10 protein-coding genes are annotated in these 19,986 nt (G+C 68.9%); 3 read left to right on the forward strand and 7 right to left on the reverse strand.

What is annotated here, in order from left to right; all coding sequences use genetic code 11:
* Positions 1 to 102 precede the first annotated feature (102 nt).
* Entirely contained in the window at positions 103 to 2,313 is a 2,211-nt protein-coding gene (locus tag ACFU8W_RS21470; RefSeq protein WP_384039787.1) for a HelD family protein, read from the forward strand.
* On the opposite strand, the gene glgB is transcribed toward ACFU8W_RS21470, so the two are convergent.
* The 4 genes from glgB to ACFU8W_RS21490 form a co-directional block, all read right to left on the reverse strand.
* Positions 2,270 to 4,768, reverse strand: a complete 2,499-nt coding sequence (gene glgB, locus ACFU8W_RS21475; protein WP_384039476.1) for a 1,4-alpha-glucan branching enzyme — start codon at positions 4,766 to 4,768, stop codon at positions 2,270 to 2,272. The two genes, ACFU8W_RS21470 and glgB, sit on opposite strands and share 44 nt — an antisense overlap.
* 100 nt (positions 4,769 to 4,868) lie before the next feature.
* Entirely contained in the window at positions 4,869 to 6,272 is a 1,404-nt protein-coding gene (locus ACFU8W_RS21480) for a phosphotransferase (protein ID WP_384039478.1), read from the reverse strand.
* Positions 6,273 to 6,584: 312 nt separating this feature from the next.
* A complete protein-coding gene (gene treS, locus ACFU8W_RS21485) occupies positions 6,585 to 8,291 on the reverse strand; it encodes a maltose alpha-D-glucosyltransferase (protein WP_384039481.1) in 1,707 nt (568 codons plus the stop codon).
* Complete coding sequence (locus ACFU8W_RS21490) at positions 8,288 to 10,357, reverse strand: alpha-1,4-glucan--maltose-1-phosphate maltosyltransferase (protein ID WP_384039483.1); 2,070 nt, start codon at positions 10,355 to 10,357, stop codon at positions 8,288 to 8,290. Before ACFU8W_RS21490 ends, treS begins: the two co-directional genes overlap by 4 nt.
* Before the next feature lie 928 nt (positions 10,358 to 11,285).
* On the opposite strand from ACFU8W_RS21490, the gene glgP reads away from it, so the two are divergent.
* Both glgP and ACFU8W_RS21500 read left to right on the forward strand, forming a co-directional pair.
* Positions 11,286 to 13,889 carry an alpha-glucan family phosphorylase gene (gene glgP, locus ACFU8W_RS21495; RefSeq protein ID WP_384039486.1) on the forward strand — a complete coding sequence of 868 codons (2,604 nt, stop codon included), beginning with the start codon at positions 11,286 to 11,288 and terminating at the stop codon, positions 13,887 to 13,889.
* A gap of 203 nt (positions 13,890 to 14,092) precedes the next feature.
* The gene (locus tag ACFU8W_RS21500; RefSeq protein WP_384039489.1) at positions 14,093 to 15,325 is read left to right on the forward strand and encodes an alginate lyase family protein; all 1,233 of its coding nucleotides are present in this window, start codon (positions 14,093 to 14,095) and stop codon (positions 15,323 to 15,325) included.
* 10 nt (positions 15,326 to 15,335) lie between these two features.
* On the opposite strand, the gene ACFU8W_RS21505 is transcribed toward ACFU8W_RS21500, so the two are convergent.
* The 3 genes from ACFU8W_RS21505 to ACFU8W_RS21515 form a co-directional block, all read right to left on the reverse strand.
* Positions 15,336 to 16,934 (reverse strand): sensor histidine kinase, encoded by a 1,599-nt coding sequence (locus ACFU8W_RS21505; RefSeq protein ID WP_384039492.1) that lies wholly within the window; start codon positions 16,932 to 16,934, stop codon positions 15,336 to 15,338.
* A gap of 138 nt (positions 16,935 to 17,072) precedes the next feature.
* Positions 17,073 to 17,753, reverse strand: coding sequence for a response regulator (locus ACFU8W_RS21510; RefSeq protein ID WP_384039495.1), 681 nt, complete (start codon positions 17,751 to 17,753; stop codon positions 17,073 to 17,075).
* 90 nt (positions 17,754 to 17,843) lie between these two features.
* Entirely contained in the window at positions 17,844 to 19,871 is a 2,028-nt protein-coding gene (locus tag ACFU8W_RS21515) for a M4 family metallopeptidase (protein ID WP_384039498.1), read from the reverse strand.
* Positions 19,872 to 19,986: the final 115 nt, after the last annotated feature.

The following is a 19,986-nucleotide window of genomic DNA, read 5'->3' on the forward strand; positions in this document are numbered from 1 at the left end:
TCGCCTATATTGAATAGTTCCGTGTGTGCATTCCGTGCAATATGCGGAAAACTCCAATAAGCATATTCTATCGCGTCAGGAGTTGAATTGTCTACCGAGGAAATGCGGCAGGAGCAGCAATTCGTCTCCCTCGCCCACGAGCGGCTCGACCAGCTCCGGGTAGCGGCCGAAGCTGCCATGCGCGCCACGATCGCGCAGCTCAGCACCGGTCGACAGGCGCGGGTGGAGCGCGATACCGGCGTCGCCGAGCACTCCGCCTCGCTCGCCGCGCTGCATGCCGCCGACACGGGACTCTGTTTCGGACGGATCGACAGGCGCGACGGAGTCACGTACCACATCGGGCGCACCGGAATCCGGCGGGACGATGCCGAGCGGACCCCGTTGCTGATCGACTGGCGGGCTCCCGTCGCGCGGCCGTTCTATCTCGCGACCGGGTACGAACCGATGGGGCTGCGCCGCAGGAGGCACATCACCACGCAGGGGCGCACGGTCACCGGGTTGCACGACGAGATCATGGATCTCGCCGACACCACCCGCACCGGATACGAGTCGCACGACGCCGACGAGGTGCTGCTCGCCGCGCTGAACAGCGCCCGCACGGGCCGGATGGGCGACATCGTCTCGACCATCCAGGCCGAGCAGGACCACATCATCCGCGCCCCGCAGCGCGGGGTGCTCGTCGTCGAAGGAGGGCCGGGCACCGGGAAGACCGCGGTCGCGCTGCACCGGGCCGCGTATCTGCTGTACGCGCACCGGGAGCAGCTCGCCAAGCGGGCCGTGCTGATCGTCGGGCCCAACCCGGCCTTCCTCGGCTACATCGGCGACGTGCTGCCCTCGCTCGGTGAGACCGGCGTGCTGCTGTCGACGGTCGGCGAACTGTTCCCCGGCGTACACGCCACCGGCACCGACAGCCCCGCGGCCGCGGCCGTGAAGGGCCGGGCGGACATGGCCGACGTACTGGCCGAGGCCGTACGGAGCCGGCAGCAGGTGCCCGAGAAAGGCGAGCCGATCGTCATCGCGCACGACGACGGGGAGCTGATCCTCGACTGGGACATGGCAGTCGAAGCGCGGCACAAGGCCCGCGAGACCGGGCTGCCGCACAATCTCGCCCTGCCCACCTTCGCCTTCCGGATCATCGACGATCTCACCACGCAGCTCGCCGACCGCATCGGCGCCGACCCCTACGCCGGCCCGAACTTCCTCGGCCCCGACGACATCGCCCAGCTCGGCAAGGGCATCGCCGCCAGCGCGGAGGTGCACGCCGCCATCACCTCCCTGTGGCCCCCGCTCACCCCACAGGAGTTCCTCGCCGGCTATCTGGAGGAGCCCACGCATCTGGCCGAGGACGATGCCGAGCTGCTCCGGCGCGCGAAGAAGGCCGCCTGGACACCTGCCGACGTGCCCCTCCTCGACGAGGCCGCCGAGCTCCTCGGTGCGGACGACTCCGCCGCCCGGGCCGCCGCCGAGGCCGAGCGGGCCCGCCAGATCGCCTACGCGCAGGGCGTCCTCGACGTCTCGTACGCCTCCCGTACCTACGAGTTCGAGGACAAGGAGGACATCGACGAGGACGCCTCCGAGGTCCTCGCGGCGCACGACATCATCGACGCCGAACGGTTCGCCGAGCGTCAGGAGGAGGCCGACCACCGCAGCGCCGCCGAGCGCGCCGTCGCCGACCGGACCTGGGCGTTCGGGCACATCATCGTCGACGAGGCGCAGGAGCTGTCGGCCATGGCCTGGCGGCTGCTGATGCGCCGCAGCCCGACCCGCTCGATGACCCTGGTCGGCGACCCGGCCCAGACCGGTGACCTGGCAGGCTGCGACTCCTGGCAGGAGATCCTCGCGCCGTATGTCCAGGACCGCTGGCAGCTGGCCCGGCTCGGGGTCAACTACCGTACGCCCGCCGAGATCATGGAGTACGCGGCCGAGCGGCGCCGGGCCACCGATCCCGCCTTCGAACCTCCGCGCTCCATCCGCTCCACCGGTGCACGGCCCTGGGAGCGCACCCTGCCGCTCGCCGATGTGGCCGGGCTCGCCGAGGCCGAGACCCCGGCGGAGGGCAGGCTCGCCGTCATCGCCCCGCGCGAGCTCCACGCGGAACTCACAGGACTCGACGCCGGGCCGCTGGATCTGCACCGGCCCGTCGTCCTGCTCGACCCGCGCCAGGCCAAGGGCCTGGAGTTCGACACGGTTCTCGTCGTCGCGCCAGCGCTGATGACCGCCAACGATCTCTATGTGGCGCTGACCCGGGCCACGCAGCGGCTCGGGATCATCACACCGGCTTCAGCCACACCGTCGCCAGCGGCGGCAGAGTGAGCTGGACGCTCGTGCGGTGACCGTGGGCGGCGACGGACTCCGGCTTCAGCGGATCCGGGTTGAGGACGTCACCGCCGCCGTACCGTGCCGAGTCCGTGTTGAGCACCTCTGCCCAGGCGGACACGGACGGCGGCACGCCCAGCCGGTACTCGTGGCGGACCACTGGCGAGAAGTTCGACACCGCGAGCAGCGGCGCACCGTCCGCGTCGAAACGCAGGAAGGCGAAGACATTGTCCTCGGCGGCTCCGCCGTCGACCCAGGCGAAGCCCTCGGGGACGGTGTCCCGCTGCCACAGCGCCGGTGTCGCCGCGTACTCCGCATTCAGCTCACGCACCAGGTCCCGTACGCCCCGGTGGTCGCTCTCCGCCGCGTACGACGGATCGAGCAGCCACCAGTCGGGGCCGTGCCCCTCGGACCATTCCGCGCCCTGGGCGAACTCCTGTCCCATGAAGAGGAGTTGCTTGCCGGGGTGGGCCCACATGAAACCGAGGTAGGCCCGGTGATTGGCGCGCTGCTGCCACCAGTCGCCGGGCATCTTGCTGACCAGCGACTGCTTGCCGTGCACCACTTCGTCGTGCGAGATCGGCAGCACGTAGTTCTCGCTGTACGCGTACACCATCGAGAACGTCATCTCGTTGTGGTGGTACTTGCGGTGCACCGGTTCCTTCGACACGTACTCCAGGGAGTCGTGCATCCAGCCCATGTTCCACTTCAGCCCGAAGCCGAGACCGCCGAAACCGCCGGGGCCGACATGATGCGTGGCGCGCGTGACGCCGTCCCAGGCCGTGGACTCCTCGGCGATGGTGACGACACCCGGATTGCGCCGGTAGACCGTGGCATTCATCTCCTGGAGGAAGGCGACGGCATCCAGATTCTCCCGGCCGCCGTGCTCGTTCGGAGCCCAATCCCCGTTCTCGCGTGAGTAGTCCAGGTAGAGCATCGAGGCGACGGCATCGACTCGCAGCCCGTCGATGTGGAACTCCTCGCACCAGTACGTGGCGTTGGCGACCAGGAAGTTGCGCACCTCGGTACGGCCGAAGTCGAATTCGAGCGTGCCCCAGTCGGGGTGCGCGGCCCGGGCCGGGTCCGAGTGCTCGTACAGCGGACGGCCGTCGAATTCGGCGAGTGCCCAGTCGTCACGCGGGAAGTGCGCGGGCACCCAGTCGACGATGACGCCGATGCCGGCCCGGTGCAGTGCGTCGATGAGGTACCGGAAGTCGTCCGGTGATCCCATCCGCGAGGTCGGGGCGAAGAAACCGGTGACCTGATAGCCCCAGGAGCCGCCGAACGGATGCTCGGAGACCGGCATCAGCTCCACATGCGTGAACCCCAGATCACGTACGTAGGCGGGGAGTTGCTCGGCGAGCCTGCGATACGTGAGACCGGGGCGCCAGGACGGCAGATGCACCTCGTAGACCGAGAACGGTGCCTCGTGCACGGGTACGTCCCCGCGGTGCGCCATCCACTCCTGATCCCGCCACTCATGGTGCGAGGCCGTCACGATCGAGGCAGTGGCGGGCGGGACCTCGGCATGGCGGGCCATCGGGTCGGCGCGCACTGTGTGGGAACCGTCCGGACGGCAGATGTCGAACTTGTAGAGCGTGCCCTCCCCGATCGCGGGAAGGAACAACTCCCAGACCCCGGTCGAACCGAGGGAGCGCATCGGGTAGCCCGTGCCGTCCCAGTAGTTGAAGTCCCCGACGACCCGGACCCCGCGGGCATTGGGCGCCCAGACGGTGAACCGAGTACCGGTGACACCCTGGTGCTCCATGGGCTGCGCACCGAGGGCCGTCCACAGTTCCTCGTGCCGCCCCTCGCCGATCAGATGCAGATCGAGATCGCCGAGCGCCGGCAGGAATCGGTACGGATCCTGGACCTCGATCTCGTTGTCCTCGTAGCCGACCAGGAGCTGGTACTCGGGGACGGTGGGCATCGGCAGCAGCCCGGAGAACAGCCCGTCGCCGTCGTCGTGAAGCTCCGCCCGCAGGCCCTTGGCGAGCACGGTCACGGAACGCGCGTACGGACGCAGCACCCGGAGCACCACACCGCCGCGGACCATGTGCGCGCCGAGCAGATCGTGCGGTGCGTGGTGCTCACCGGCGAGCAGCCGCCCGCGGTCGCCGTCGTCGAGGGCACGCACCGGCCGGACCCCGCGGCCACCGCCGCCCGTGCGCCGGGGACGGGACGGTGCGGCAGTGGCCCGCTTCTCCGCCCCCTTCTTCCGCTTGGCGGGGGAAGGCGTTGAGGCCGAGGGACTCGCAGGTGCTGACGGTGCCGCGGGGGCCGGAGCCGCCTCCGGCGCTGCCGGGGTCGCGGCGGCCGCGGCGGTGACTGGAGTCACGTCGGTTGCGGGTGTCGCGGCGGGCCCCGGGGGCGCGGGCTCGACGGGCGTCGGCGGGAGCGACGCGGCCACGGTGGGATCGGGCGCGGTGCGGGACGGCTTGCGGGCGGTCACAGGGACTGCCTCCTCGGGGGGTGTGGGTGAATCGGGGCGGGGCGGGGTGTGACGGGCGGGGGAACGCAGCCATGGCCGAAACCGGGCGGTGTGCGGCGCATCAGTCGACGGCGGCGGCCAGACGTTGGATGGCGGCCATCGGCACCGGCAGCCAGTCGGGCCGGTGCCGGGCCTCGTACACCACCTCGTACACCGCCTTGTCCGTCTCGTGGGCCCGCAACAACTCCGGTTCGCTGCGCGGATCGACGCCCGCGGCCTCCGCGTACCCGTCGCAGTAGGCAGTCCGGCAGTGGGCCGCCCACTCGGCGTTCCAGGGCCGGTGGGAGCGGGCCGCGTAGTCGAAGGAACGGAGCATGCCCGCGATGTCACGCACCGGAGGCTGCGGACGGCGGCGCTCCAGAAGGGGCCGCGCCGGCTCACCCTCGAAGTCGATCAGCGACCAGAAGCCGTCGGCCGCGCGCAGGGTCTGGCCGAGATGCAGATCGCCGTGCACGCGCTGTGCGGCCCAGCTGCGGCCCCTGTGGCCCAGTGCGGCAACGGCGTCGAACGCCGTACGCAGCCCGGGAACATACGGCACCAGCGCCGGTACCGCGTGGGCAGCCGCCTCCAGCCGCTCCATCATCCCGGTGGCGAGATGCTCGGTCTGGGATCGGCGCAGCACGGGCGTCGGCAGCGCGGTGGCGAGTGCCGTGTGCACCTCGGCGGTGGCGCGACCGAGTGCGCGGGCCTCACGGGTGAAGTCATGGCCCGTGGCCAGTGCCCGTAGCGCAAGCTGCCAGCCGTCCTCCGCGCCCCGCAGGAAGGGCTGGAGAACGCCGAGGGTGAGCGGCTCCGACGCTGTCGCCTCGAACCAGGCGACGGGTTCCGGAACCCGACCGCAGCCCTCCCGGGAGAGGGCGCGCGGCAGTTCCAGATCGGGATTGATCCCCGGGAAGACCCTGCGGAAGATCTTCAGGATGTAGGCGTTGCCGTAGACGAGCGAGGAGTTGGACTGCTCCGTGTCGAGCACCCGCGGGGTGAGCCCGGCGGGGATGGGGGCGGCGCCCCGGTCGAAACGGAGGGGGCCGAGGGTGCCGGGGGTGCGCAACCGTTCCAGCAGAAGTTCGGCGAGCCGTGGATCGTGCAGCCCCTCGTAGACCGCCAGACCGGCCAGTGGACCCCCCTTCACATGGCCGATGAGGGCGGGGGCGAGCCATGGTGGCAGCGTGGCCCGGACCCCGAGCAGCATCTGGTAGCAGTCATCGGGCGAGGCCGGCATGGACGGCTGATGGACCCGGACCAGCAGATGGAGCAGCCCGGGCCCGTTGCCGGCGCTGCTCCCTGCCGATTCGGGATCCACCGGCAGTATTTCGGTCGCCGAGACAAGGGAGAAGGCCGTGACCGGCTGCCCCTTGCCTGCGAACCACCGCTGCCGGGGCAGCCACTCATGCAGCAGTGGGGCGAGTGACGGGAGTAGTGCTGTGCTGTTGGCGAGGGCGACCCGAGTGGATGCAGCCTTCGACATGGCATCGCGTCCTTTCCCCGGGCACACCACAGGATGCGAAGAGTGTCCCGGATTGCGGCAATAGCTGTCCGGCTGTGCGGGACGTGTCGGGTCAGGATGGTCCGTACGGACTCGACATGCAGGGCTCCAAGAACCCCGGAAGCCCCCTGAGGCCCCCGCCGGACTCCGAAGGACTCCGGCGAACTCCGCCGAACTCGGAAGCACTTTGGTGAATTCGGGGAGAGAAGCCCTGAAGAGCTCGATGTGGGGGAGATTGCCCCGTGCGGGGCGGCGGAAACCGCCCCGCTGGGTATGTGCGGAAGTGGCGCCGCATCAGATCTGCGGCACATCCTTGCGCAACCTGAACCAGTAGAACCCGTGCCCGGCGAGAGTCAGCAGGTAGGGCCACTGGCCGATGGCGGGGAAGCGCACCCCGCCGATCAGCTCCACCGGATGACGCCCGTTGAACGTCCGCAGATCGAGCTCCGTCGGCTGTGCGAACCGCGAGAAGTTGTGCACGCACAGCACGAGATCGTCCTTGTACTCACGGGTGAAGGCGAGCACCGCGGGGTTCGAGGACGGCAGTTCGTTGTACGAACCGAGGCCGAAGGCCCGATTCTGCTTACGGATCTCGATCATCCGCCGCGTCCAGTGCAGCAGCGACGACGGCGAGGCCATCGCCGCCTCCACGTTGGTCACCTGGTAGCCGTAGACCGGGTCCATGATCGTGGGGAGGTAGAGCCGCCCCGGATCGCTGGAGGAGAATCCCGCGTTCCGGTCGGGCGTCCACTGCATCGGGGTGCGTACGGCATCCCGGTCGCCCAGCCAGATGTTGTCGCCCATCCCGATCTCGTCCCCGTAGTACAGAATCGGGGAGCCCGGCAGCGACAGGAGCAGAGCCGTGAACAGCTCGATCTGGTTGCGGTCGTTGTCCAGGAGGGATGCGAGACGCCGCCGGATGCCGATGTTGGCCCGCATCCGCGGGTCCTTGGCGTACTCCGCATACATGTAGTCGCGCTCTTCGTCCGTGACCATCTCGAGCGTGAGCTCGTCGTGGTTGCGCAGGAAGATGCCCCACTGGCAACCGGACGGAATCGCCGGGGTCTTCGCCAGGATTTCCGAGACCGGATAGCGGCTCTCGCGGCGCACGGCCATGAAGATGCGCGGCATCACCGGGAAATGGAACGCCATGTGGCACTCGTCGCCGCCGGCCGGGAAGTCACCGAAGTAGTCGACGACATCTTCCGGCCACTGATTGGCCTCGGCGAGCAGCACGGTGTCCGGGTAGTGCGCGTCGATCTCCTTGCGCACCCGCTTGAGGAACTGGTGGGTCTCCGGCAGGTTCTCGCAGTTGGTGCCCTCCCGCTGGTACAGGTACGGCACGGCGTCGACGCGGAAGCCGTCGATACCGAGATCCAGCCAGAACCGGAGAGCGGAGATGATCTCCTCCTGCACCGCCGGGTTCTCGTAGTTGAGATCCGGCTGGTGGGAGAAGAACCGGTGCCAGTAGTACTGCTTGCGCACCGGGTCGAAGGTCCAGTTGGACGTCTCCGTGTCGACGAAGATGATCCGCGCGTCAGGGAACTGCTTGTCGTCGTCGGCCCAGACGTAGTAGTCGCCGTACGGCCCGTCGGGATCGCTGCGTGACTGCTGGAACCAGTCGTGCTGATCGCTCGTGTGGTTCATGACGAAGTCGATGATCACGCGCATACCGCGATGGTGCGCGGCATCGACGAACTCCACGAAGTCGGCGAGATCGCCGAACTCCGGCAGCACGGCGGTGTAGTCGGAGACGTCGTATCCGCCGTCGCGCAGAGGCGACTTGAAGAACGGCGGCAGCCAGAGACAGTCGACGCCCAGCCACTGCAGGTAGTCCAACTTGGCGGTGAGGCCCTTGAGATCGCCGATGCCGTCGCCGTTGGAGTCCTGGAAGGACCGGACGAGGACCTCGTAGAAGACGGCGCGCTTGAACCAGTCGGGATCCCGGTCCTTGGCAGGGGTGTCCTCGAACGTGTCGTGGACGGGCTCATTGACAATCATGGTGTGGGTGACCCTCCGGTCGGCGGGGACGGTCGCAGGACGACGATGTGCGCGGGCGCGACGCCCGGCTCTAGGCGCACATAGAAGTTCCTGCCCCAGTGATAGGTGTGGCCGGTGAGCTCGTCGCGCACCGGCACGGTCTCGTGCCAGGCGAGGCCGAGTTGCGGCATGTCCAACGAGACCGTGGCCTCCTGGGTGTGGTGAGGGTCGAGGTTGACGACCACCAGAACGATGTTCGAACCCGAGCGCTTGCTGTAAACGATCAGGGCGTCGTTGTCGGCGGCGTGGAAGTGCACGTCGCGCAGCTGCTGCAGTGCGGGATGACGGCGCCTGATCCGGTTGAGCGAGGTGATGAGCGGAGCGAGGGAACGGCCCTCGCGCTCCGCCGACTCCCAGTCCCTGGGGCGGATTTCGTACTTCTCCGAGTTCAGGTACTCCTCGCTGCCGGCCCGCACCGGGGTGTTCTCGCACAGCTCGTACCCCGCGTACATGCCCCAGGACGGCGAGAGTGTGGCGGCGAGCACGGCCCGCGCCTCGAAGGCCGGGCGTCCGCCGTCCTGGAGATAGCCCGGCAGGATGTCCGGGGTGTTCACGAAGAAGTTGGGCCGCATGTAGGAGGCTGCTTCACCGGCCAGCTCGGTGACGTACTCCGTGAGCTCGTGCCTGGTATTGCGCCAGGTGAAGTACGTGTACGACTGCTGGAAACCGACCGTGGCGAGCGCATGCATCATCGCGGGGCGGGTGAACGCCTCGGCCAGGAAAATCACATCGGGGTCGGTGCCGTTGATGTCGGCGATCACCTTCTCCCAGAAGATCACCGGCTTGGTGTGCGGATTGTCGACGCGGAAGATCCGTACGCCGTGGTCCATCCAGAACCGCAGGATGCGGAGGGTCTCCGCGACCAGCCCCCGCAGATCCTTGTCGAAGGCGATCGGATAGATGTCCTGGTACTTCTTGGGCGGGTTCTCCGCGTACGCGATCGTGCCGTCCGAGCGGTGGTGGAACCACTCGGGATGTTTCTCCACCCACGGATGGTCGGGAGAGCACTGGAGCGCGAAGTCCAGAGCGATCTCCATACGGAGGGCGCGGGCGGTCTCGACGAAGTGATCGAAGTCGTCGAGCGTGCCGAGTTCGGGGTGGACGGCATCGTGACCGCCCTCGGCCGAACCGATCGCCCACGGCACCCCCACGTCGTTGGCGCCGGGGGACAACGAGTTGTTCGGGCCCTTGCGATGGGTGGTCCCGATGGGGTGGACGGGCGGCAGATAGACGACGTCGAACCCCATGGCGGCAACCGCGGGAAGCCGCTCGGCGGCAGTACGGAAGGTGCCGCTGACAACCCTTCCCCGGTGCCCCTGCCCCTGCAGATGGTCCGGCGTCTTCCCCGTACTGCCCCTTCTCGTCGCCTTTGTCGCCTTCGTCGGCTCGGCCGGCTCGAACCTGGCGCCCTCCGACCGCGGGAACAGTTCGTACCAGGATCCGAACAGGGCCCGTCGGCGCTCGACGACGAGGGGGAGTGGGCGGGCCGCGGTCACCAGTTCGCGCAGAGGATGGCGGGCGAGCGCGGCGGTGGCCTCGGGGGCGAGCGCGGCGGCGAGCCGCGCGGCGGCCGGACGTGACTCGTCGCGCAACGCATCGGCCGTGGCCAGCACCGCCTCACGCCCGTCCCGTTTCGGTACGCCCCAGGCAGCCCGCTCGTAGAGCTCGGCGCCCTCCGCCAGGACGAGCGCGGTGTCGATCCCCGCCGGAATCTTGATCTGTGCGTGCCGGCGCCAGGTGGTCACCGGATCGCTCCAGGCCTCGACCGTGTACGTCCAGTGCCCCTCGGAGTCCGGCGTGACATCGGCGCCCCAGCGGTCGGTGCCGGGAGCGAGCTCACGCATCGGCGTCCACGGGCCCGGCCGGCCGCTCGGATCCCGCAGAACGGCATTGGCGGCGACCGCCTCATGTCCCTCACGGAAGACGGTGGCCGTGACCTGGAAGGTCTCACCGGCAACGGCCTTGGCGGGCCTCCTGCCGCAATCGACGAGAGGGCGGACGTCGAGGACGGGAATGCGACCGATCATGGAATCACCTGGGGACTGGAGCTCGGGCTGCACGGAACGCGGTGCGGGCGTGGAGAGAGGTGTGCGTACGCCGCGACTGTGAGGGTCCGTCCTTTCTAGCTGTTCCGTTGACGGCTGATGGGGTGTGAGCATGGCCGCTCCTGTCCGCATTCACTCGAATGGCACTCGAATGGCTGGGGCGCGGGTGTGGTGCGCGGGTGAGTACCGCATCGCACCGGACGCGTACGGACTGCATACGAACCGCTGCCGGATCGCAGTTGATCCGCATTCGGGCTGTATTCGGGCTGTGTACCGCAGAAGCCTTCCCACGGTTGTCGGGGGGCCAATCCGGTGGTTTGTTAACTACTCGGGCGTAGCGGTGAAGGTCTGAATACGCCGGGCTCCGCCCCGTGCGCGGAGGCTCGCGGAAGACCGCCCTCAACCGTCGCCGAGGCAGCGCCGGTGGCCTCGAACACGCCTGTCCGCATCGCCCCGTGCCGGTCGTGGGCGTCGCCGTGTCAGTCCCATGAACCGAAACCTCCTCCTCGACGCGGTGCGCGCCGCACGGAGTCGCATCGAAGGCCGGCCGGTCCGCCTCGACCCGACCCACGTACACGCCACTGGGCAGCCTTCCCTGTGCCGTGAAGGGCCACAAGGCCGTCCGAGGGGGTGGAATCGGCCATAACGCCCGTGGCGGATGAGCACCGATCTACGGAAGGGGGCGGTGGGGCGGACGAGATGCAGGGGGCCGCTGATCCGACGCCGGACCGCGGTGGCGACGGGGCCGGGGCGGATCCGGGGCGGGCGGCTCGCCGGGGTCCGTTCGATATGAGCCGGTCGCGCGCCGTGGTTGCGGAGTACGGCACACCGCTACCGTCGAGGGTGACGGAGCGGCGCACACCGTGGTGCGTCCCCTCGGATTCGTACGTCCCCTGTAAAGGTGGAATACGTGAAGGCCATTCGTCGATTCACCGTGCGTCCTGTCCTCCCCGATCCCCTTCAACCGCTCAGCGGCCTCGCCCGCAACCTGCGCTGGTCCTGGCACACCGAGACACGTGAGCTCTTCCAGGCCATCGACCCGGGGGGCAGGCGGGCGGCGGACTCCGACCCCGTGCGCCTGCTCGGAGCCGTCTCCGCCGGGCGCCTTGCCGAGCTGGCCCAGGACCAGCAGTTTCTGCACCGGCTGGCCGAGGTGTCCGCCGCGCTCCAGGAGTACCTCGACGGTCCGCGGTGGTACCAGGAGCAGCTGGCACAGGGTGCGGAACTGCCTGCCGCCGTGGCGTACTTCTCGCCCGAATTCGGTGTGACCGCAGCCCTTCCGCAGTACTCCGGCGGACTCGGCATCCTTGCCGGAGACCATCTGAAGGCCGCCAGCGACCTGGGCGTGCCCCTCGTCGGGGTCGGCCTGCTCTACCGGCACGGCTACTTCCGGCAGAGCCTGTCGCGCGACGGCTGGCAGCAGGAGCACTATCCCCTCCTCGACCCGAACGAACTGCCGCTCACCCCGGTGCGCGAGGCCGACGGAACACCGAGCCGCGTGGTACTGGCCCTTCCGGGTGGCCGCTCGCTCCACGCCTGCATCTGGCAGGCCCAGGTCGGCCGCGTTCCTCTGCTCCTGCTCGACTCCGACGTGGAGGAGAACGCGCCAGGCGAACGCGACGTCACGGACCGGCTGTACGGCGGTGGCAGCGAACACCGGCTGCTGCAGGAGATGCTGCTCGGTATCGGAGGCGTACGAGCCGTGCGGGCGTACTGCCGGCTCACCGGGCACGCGGCCCCGGAGGTCTTCCACACCAACGAGGGGCACGCAGGTTTCCTCGGTCTTGAACGCATCCGTGAACTCTCCGGAACCGGGCTGGATTTCGACTCCTCGGTCGAGGCGGTGCGGGCCGGCACGGTGTTCACCACCCACACCCCGGTGCCTGCCGGAATCGATCGCTTCGACCGGGAGCTCATCGCCCGTCACTTCGGCGACGACGGCGAACTGCCGGGTGTCGGGGTCGAGCGGATCCTGCAGCTCGGTATGGAGACGTACCCCGGTGGCGAGCCCACCCTCTTCAACATGGCGGTCATGGGCCTGCGGCTTGCCCAGCGGGCCAATGGCGTCTCCACCCTGCACGGTGCGGTCAGCCGGAAGATGTTCGCCGGGCTGTGGCCGGGCTTCGACGCCGCAGAGGTGCCGATCACCTCGGTGACCAATGGCGTTCACGCGCCCACCTGGGTCGCCCCCGAGATCTTCGGGCTGCGAGCCCGGTACGGTGGCACGCCGGGACGCTGGGATGCGGCGGCCGGAATCCCGGACCGTGAAATCTGGGACCTTCGGCGGACGCTCCGCGAACAGTTGGTGACCGAGGTCCGCACGAGGCTTGCCGCCTCCTGGCGCACGCGTGGTGCCGAGCCGGCCGAACTCGGGTGGATCGAGGGCGTGCTGGATCCGGATGTGCTGACGATCGGCTTCGCGCGCCGCGTGCCCTCGTACAAGCGGCTGACCCTGATGCTTCGTGACCGCGACCGGCTGATGGAGCTGCTCCTCCACCCGACGCGGCCGATTCAGATTGTTGTCGCAGGCAAGGCACACCCCGCCGACGACAGTGGGAAACGGCTGGTCCAGGAACTGGTCCGGTTCTCCGACGACCCCAGGGTCCGCCACCGCATCGTCTTCCTGCCCGACTACGGGATGGCCATGGCGCAGAAGCTCTACCCCGGCTGCGACGTCTGGCTCAACAACCCGCTGCGGCCCCTGGAGGCCTGTGGCACGAGCGGCATGAAGGCCGCGCTCAACGGCTGTCTCAACCTGTCCGTGCTCGACGGCTGGTGGGACGAGTGGTTCGAACCCGACTTCGGCTGGGCGATTCCGACCGCCGACGGGTCCGCGATGGACGAGGACCGGCGTGACGAGCTGGAGGCGAATGCCCTCTACGAGCTGATCGAGGAGCGGGTGGCACCGCGCTTCTACGACCGGGGCGACGACGGGCTTCCCGGGCGCTGGGTCGAGATGGTCCGCCGCACCGTGAGCACGCTCGGCCCCAAGGTCCTCGCCGGACGCATGGTGCGCGAGTACGTCGAGCGGCTGTACGCCCCCGCCGCGCTCGCCCACCGCTCCTTGGACGCCGCCACGGCGCGGGAGCTCGCGGACTGGAAGGCGCGGGTCCGTGCTGCCTGGCCGCGGGTCGCTGTCGACCATGTGGAGGCCGTGGCGCCCAGCACGGTCGGCGGTTCGGCCGAGCTGGGGGCGATGCTGGGGCTGCGTGTCCGGATCGCTCTCGGAGCGCTGGAGCCGGACGACGTGGAGGTGCAGGCGGTGGCCGGGCGGGTCGACGCCGCCGACTCGATCTCGGACGCGCAGTTCTTCCCGCTGAAGCCGGGCGGAGGCCAGGACCTGGAGGGCCGCTGGTTGTACGAGGGCCCGCTCGCCCTCGACCGCACGGGCCCCTACGGCTACACGGTGCGAGTGCTTCCCGCTCACCCGCTGCTGGCGACCAGCGCGGAACTCGGCCTGGTCGCACTGCCGACGGAGGCGGCGGGTGACGGTGCGGGCCTGCTGATGCGCTGACCACCCGTCCTCCCCGGGGCCCGGCACCTGTGAGGTGCCGGGCCCCTTCGTCTCCTGAACGCAACACCTTGACGTGTCCATGAGATGCATTTAGGTTCCTCACTCATTGCAGAGTTCACAACTCGACTCAAAGTTCATGTCTGTGAACTGGGCTGATCTTGGCCGGAGTTGCTGGACCACCCCCGCACCGGAAGGCACCCCACATGCGTACCGGATCCATCGGGCGCGGCCTCGGCCTCGCCACCGCCCTGGCCGCACTGCTCACCGCGGTCTTCACGGCCCCGGCATCGGCAGAAAGATCCGCACCCGCCGCGAACGCCCGAGAGGTGAAGGCCGCCACAGCCGCCGCCCCCGCCTCCTTCACCCACCCCGGCGTCCTGGTCAACCGCCCCCAACTCGACTTCGTACGCGCCAAGGTCCAGGGCGGCGCACAGCCCTGGAAGAGCGCGTACGACCAGATGCTGGCCAGCAAGTACGCCTCGCTCACGCGCACCGCCAAACCACGCGCCATCGTGGAGTGCGGCTCGTACTCCAATCCCAACTACGGCTGCACCGACGAACGCGAAGACGCGATAGCCGCCTACACCCTGGCGCTCGCCTGGTACATCACCCAGGACAGTCGCTACGCCCAGAAGTCCATCGAGATCATGGACGCCTGGTCGGCCGTCATCCGGGACCACACCAACAGCAACGCCCCGCTTCAGACCGGCTGGGCCGGCTCCTCCTGGCCGCGGGCCGCCGAGATCATCACATACACATACAGCAACTGGCCGAACTCCACCCGCTTCGGCACCATGCTGCGCAACGTGTACCTCCCCAAGGTCATCAACGGCTCCCACAGCAACGGGAACTGGGAACTGAGCATGACCGAGGCCGCGATCGGCATCGCGGTCTTCCTCGAAGACCGCACCGCCTACGACAAGGCCGTCACCAAGTTCCGTGGACGTGTCCCCGCGTACATCTACCTCGTCTCGGACGGCGCCCTGCCGAAGACCGCACCGGGCAGCGGCCTCGACACCCGCGACGAGATCATCACGTACTGGCAGGGCCAGTCGACCTTCATGGACGGACTCTCCCAGGAGACCTGCCGCGACCTCACCCACACCGGCTACGGACTCTCCGCCATCTCCCACATCGCCGAAACCGGCCGGATCCGGGGACAGGATCTCTACCCCGAGATCGCCGACCGCCTCCGCCACGCACTGGGGCTGCATGCCAAGTACCAGCTGGGCGCGGCAGTCCCGTCATCGCTCTGCGGAGGGCGTCTCACGGACAACCTCGGCCCGATCACCGAGGTCGGTTTCAACGCCCTGCACAACCGGATGGGCATCGCCATGACCAACACCCAGACCCTCACGGAACAGCAGAGGCCCGCCGGATCCAACAACCTGTTCGTCGCCTGGGAGACCCTCACCCACGCAAACAACCCCAACTGACCCGTCCGGTCTACTGGTCGTCCCGGCGACGGTTCTCGTCCGGGACGTCGACTCCGATCGACTTCTCCACCAGTCGTCCCTCCTTGAAGCACAGTCGGTAGACCGGCGTCGCGTCGTACTTCTTGGTCCGGTAGTAGACACAGTCGTCCACCCCGGCCGGCTCGGGACGCAGGCCGTCGGGCGCGCCGTCCAGCGTGTGGCTGGGCAGGCGCGTCTCGACGTCCGCCCGGGAGTCACCGACCTTGATCAGATCGAACTGGGTGCGATCCAGGACCGAGCGGGACTGGACGTAGAACTGGAAGGCGAACATCAGCACCCCGAGAACGGCCAGCACACTGACCGGCGCGACGATCACCTGCACCAGACCGCGCCGCACACGCTGCCGGGCCCTGCTCAGTTCACGCGCCGAAGTGGACGGGGCGGGCCCGGCAGCGCCGGGTATCTCGGGGGCCTCCAAGGCCGGCGAGAGCCGTGCGATCACCGGCAACCGCGCAACCAATTCGAACCCCCCGTCGTCGAGTGGGCCGTGAGCGAGGGACCCGCCGGCGAGCCGGACCCGCTCGTCGAGACCCACCAGCCCGGTGCCGCCCGACGCGATCCCCGGTAGGCGGCGGCCCTCTGCACGCGCCGCATTGGTGATGACGACCGTCAGAGTCGGTTTCTCGTCCATCGAGATGCCGATGTCGACCTCTGCGCCCGGGGCGTGCTTGGCAGCGTTGGTGAGTGCCTCCTGCACGATCCGGTGCACGGCACGCTCTATCATTCGCGGCAGCCCCGAGAGGGGGCCGGGCGTATGAAGAAGCACTGTCATCCCGGACGACCGCGCCCGCTCGACGAGCTCGGCGACCGACTCGTCGGACGGCACCGTGGGCGCCGCTTCGCCGTCGGTCCGCAGTATGCCGATGATGTCGCGCAGCTTTGCGGTGGCGTCCGCCGCCGCCTGGCGCAGTTCCCCGGCCGAGGCCTGCTGCCTCCGATTCAGCGACGGGTCGACTTCCAGCGCTGCCGCGCGGACCGCGATGAGCGACAACTCGTGCCCGAGAGAATCGTGCATGTCTCCGGCGATGCGGGACCGCTCCCGTATCCGCTCCCGATCCGCTGCCGTGTGCTTCTCGCGCTCCATCCGGTCGGCCAGCTGCCAGCCCGTTCGGATCAGCTGGGCGTAGTGCCGCGCGTACCGTCCGATCAACCAGGGCACCACGACCGCGAACAGCAGTGTGATCACCAAGGTGAACCACTCCCAGAGCTCGGCGCCCGCGGTGAGAGTGATCACCAGGCCCACCGCGGCGATACCCGCGAAGCTGAACAGCGCCGGTCGGGCGCCCGCCAACCGGCGACCGGCGAAGAAACCGAGAGCGATCAGCGCCGTGGAGTACGACACGGTGTACAGCTCGCGCGAGTCGGCGAGGCTGAGAGCGACTGCGATGCCGAGCGCTGCCAGCGGCCATGCGCGGTGGACCAGTACGGCCATGCCGAGCGCGCCCACTCCCACGCCCACGGACAGCCATGACCCGCCGTCGGCCGGGCCGTCCCACAACAGCACGGGCCCGGACAGAATTGCCCAGACGGCCAGGTCGGTGACGTAGTCCCGCTTTCGTTCCCTCAGCATGGTCTTTACCTTGCCCGAGCGCCTGGCACCGAGTCCCCTGACGAAAGTGAAGGGTGGAACCTGTCTTTCGTCCGATGAGCCGGGCGGGGCCGGCTCCGTAGTTTCGTCGGCATGACCAAGTCGACCGGACTGAACGGATCAGTGTGCGGGCCCGGACCCCTCGTCGGTGCCACCGACGATTCCCGCCTCGTACGCAAGGATTGCGAGCTGCACCCGGTTCTTGAGCCCGAGACGGCTCAGGACCGCGCTGACATGGGCCTTGACGGTGCCCTCGACGACATACAGCTTTGCGGCGATCTCCGCATTGGAGAGGCCTGCGCCGACGAGCGCAACGACGTCCCGCTCGCGCGCCGTCAACGGCTCCAGCGCGGCTCTGGCATCGGCGGCCCGCGACAGCCGGCCCGTACCGAGATGTGCGATCACCCGTTGAGCCACTTCGGGGGAGAGGAATGCCGCTCCCTCTGCCACGGCCTGCACCCCCGCGATCAGTTCGCGCGGATTACCGGACTTGAGGACGAAGCCGCTCACTCCCGATCCCAGTGCCCGTGCGATGTATTCGTCCTCGGAGAAGGTGGTGAGCATGATGAGCGCCGTCTCGGGCAGTGTCCCGCGCAGCTCGGCCGCTGCCTGCAGGCCGTCGAGGCGGGGCATCCGGATGTCGAGGAGGGCCACATCGGGCCGGTGCTTCCGGGCGAGTTCGACAGCTTCGTGTCCGTCCCCGGCTTCTGCGACGACCTCGATGGCGGGGTCGGTGGCGAGGATCGCCCGGACACCCGCGCGGATCATGCTTTCGTCGTCGGCAAGCAACACCCTGATCATGCGGCTCACCCTACGGCGAACCGCCCGGGAGGAATGGAGCTCCTCCCGGGCGGGGCCACCGCATCACGTGCGCGGAATGCGGTGCTGGGTTCAGAAGGTCAGCTTGAAGCTGTTGATGGCGCCGGTGTCACCCGAGTAGACGTCCTGGACCTTCAGCTTCCAGGTGCCGTTGGCGACCTCGGACGACGCGTTGACGGTGTACGTCGTCTGGACGTTGTCCGCCGAATCGGAGATCGAGGAGTTCTTCAGCCGGTAGGCCGTGCCGTCCGGAGCGACGAGGTCGATGACGAGGTCACCGCGCCAGGTGTGGGTGATGTCCACGCCGACCTGCAGGGTGCTGGGCGCGTTGCCCGTGATTCCGGTGACGTTGACCGAGCTGGTGACGGCCGCGCCTGCGTCCGGGATGGCGACGCGGGTCGTGTTCTGGAAGACCGTGCCGCCGGTGCCGCCACCGGAGCGCGAGCCGACGTTGACGCCGGCCCAGGCGTCGGCGACCGCCTTGTACTCGGCGCTCGTCGTGCCGTACAGGTCACCGGCCGCGGCGAGGGTTCCGGTGCGAGCGGCCGCGTAGTTCGTCGTGGAACTGAACTTGGTGCTGAGCGCCTTGAACCAGATCAGCGCCGCCTTGTCGCGGCCGATGCCGGTGACCGGCAGACCGTCGGAGGTCGGGGAGTTGTACGAGACACCGTTGATGGTCTTGGCGCCGCTGCCCTCGGAGAGGAGGTAGAAGAAGTGGTTCGCGGGACCCGAGGAGTAGTGGACGTCCACTCCGCCGATGCCGGAGTACCAGGCGTCCTTGGACGCGCCGTCCTTGCTCGGCTTGTCCATGTAACGCAGCGGGGTGCCGTTGCCGTTGATGTCGATCTTCTCGCCGACCAGGTAGTCGCCCTTGTCGGTGGCGTTGTTGGCGTAGAACTCGACCGCGGCGGCCATGATGTCGCTGGTCGCCTCGTTGAGGCCGCCGGACTCGCCGCTGTAGACCAGGCCGGCGGTGGCGGAGGTGACACCGTGCGTCATCTCGTGCGCGGCCACGTCGAGGGAGGTCAGCGGCGCGGCGTTGCCGCTGCCGTCCCCGTAGGTCATGCAGAAGCAGCTGTCGTCCCAGAAGGCGTTGACGTAGTTGTTGCCGTAGTGGACGCGGGAGTACGCGCCGACGCCGTCGCCCCGGATGCCGGTGCGGCCCTGCACGTTCTTGTAGTAGTCCCAGGTCTCGGCCGCACCGTAGTGCGCGTCCGCGGCGGCCGTCTCGGCGTTCTGCGGAGTTCCGTCGCCCCACACGTCGTCGGAGCCGGAGAAGAGCGTCCCGGTGCCGGACGTGCCGTGGTTCAGGTTGTACGTCTTGTGGTTGCCGCGTCCGGTGTCGGTCAGCGTGTACGACGGTGCGGTGCCGAGCGTGACCTGGCCGCTGTACTGGGTGTTGCCGGTACCGGTCTCGATGGCCTGCCACTCGTAGAGCTTCGCACCGGTGGAGGCGTCGGTCACGACGTGCAGTTCATTGGGGGTGCCGTCGTCCTGGAGTCCGCCGACGACGGTCTCGTAGGCGAGCTGCGGCTTGCCCTGGGCCATCCAGACCACCTTGCGCGGTGCCCGGTCGGCGACGGTCTTCTTGGAACCGGCAGCCTTGGCCGCACCGAGAGCCTGTGTCTCGGCCTTGGCCGGGGCGACGTCGGCGGCGGTGTCGACGGCCTTCAGCTGTGCAGAGGTGACTTTGGACGCCTTGGTGACGCCTTCGGTCTCACCGGCCTTGGACTCCTGGACGATCAAGTCGCCACCGAGGACCGGAAGCCCGCTGAAGGTGCGCTCGTAACGCGTGTGCGTGGTGCCGTCGTTGTCCTGGATGACATCCCGGACGACGAGCTTCTCCTGAGAGCCGAGACCGAGCTCCTTGGCCGTGGCCGCCTTGCTCGCGTTGGCCTCGCGGATCAGCTCGGCACGCGCGGAGGGGGAGAGCTGCTTGGCCAGCGCGCCATGCTTGGCGTTGGTGGCGACCGGGGCAGCGGCGGCGGAACCGCCGGCTGTGGCAGTTGCCGTGCCTGTCTGGACTCCTACGGCGAGGAGGGCTGCTACGGCTATCAGAGCGCCGGTCGCGGTGGCGCGACGGCTGGGCGTGGATCTCACGCGGACTCCTTCTGCGAGGGGGGTACCGGCGGCTGGGTGAGCCGACCGGGCAGGGCAGGCGGTGCGCGGAACGGGGGAAGAGTGTCAGCAGATGGACGTTCCTGTCAGGACCGCG

Origin of the sequence: Streptomyces sp. NPDC057565 (assembly GCF_042801455.1) — a bacterium.
Lineage (GTDB): Bacteria > Actinomycetota > Actinomycetes > Streptomycetales > Streptomycetaceae > Streptomyces > Streptomyces yanii.

What these genes read in the sequence shown, in the direction of transcription:
- ACFU8W_RS21510 (WP_384039495.1), bottom strand. Translation starts at nt 17,753, where the DNA reads ATGATCAGGGTGTTGCTTGCCGACGACGAAAGCATGATCCGCGCGGGT.
- ACFU8W_RS21505 (WP_384039492.1), bottom strand. Translation starts at nt 16,934, where the DNA reads ATGCTGAGGGAACGAAAGCGGGACTACGTCACCGACCTGGCCGTCTGG.
- ACFU8W_RS21500 (WP_384039489.1), top strand. Translation starts at nt 14,093, where the DNA reads ATGCGTACCGGATCCATCGGGCGCGGCCTCGGCCTCGCCACCGCCCTG.
- ACFU8W_RS21490 (WP_384039483.1), bottom strand. Translation starts at nt 10,357, where the DNA reads ATGATCGGTCGCATTCCCGTCCTCGACGTCCGCCCTCTCGTCGATTGC.
- treS (WP_384039481.1), bottom strand. Translation starts at nt 8,291, where the DNA reads ATGATTGTCAATGAGCCCGTCCACGACACGTTCGAGGACACCCCTGCC.
- ACFU8W_RS21480 (WP_384039478.1), bottom strand. Translation starts at nt 6,272, where the DNA reads ATGTCGAAGGCTGCATCCACTCGGGTCGCCCTCGCCAACAGCACAGCA.
- ACFU8W_RS21470 (WP_384039787.1), top strand. Translation starts at nt 103, where the DNA reads ATGCGGCAGGAGCAGCAATTCGTCTCCCTCGCCCACGAGCGGCTCGAC.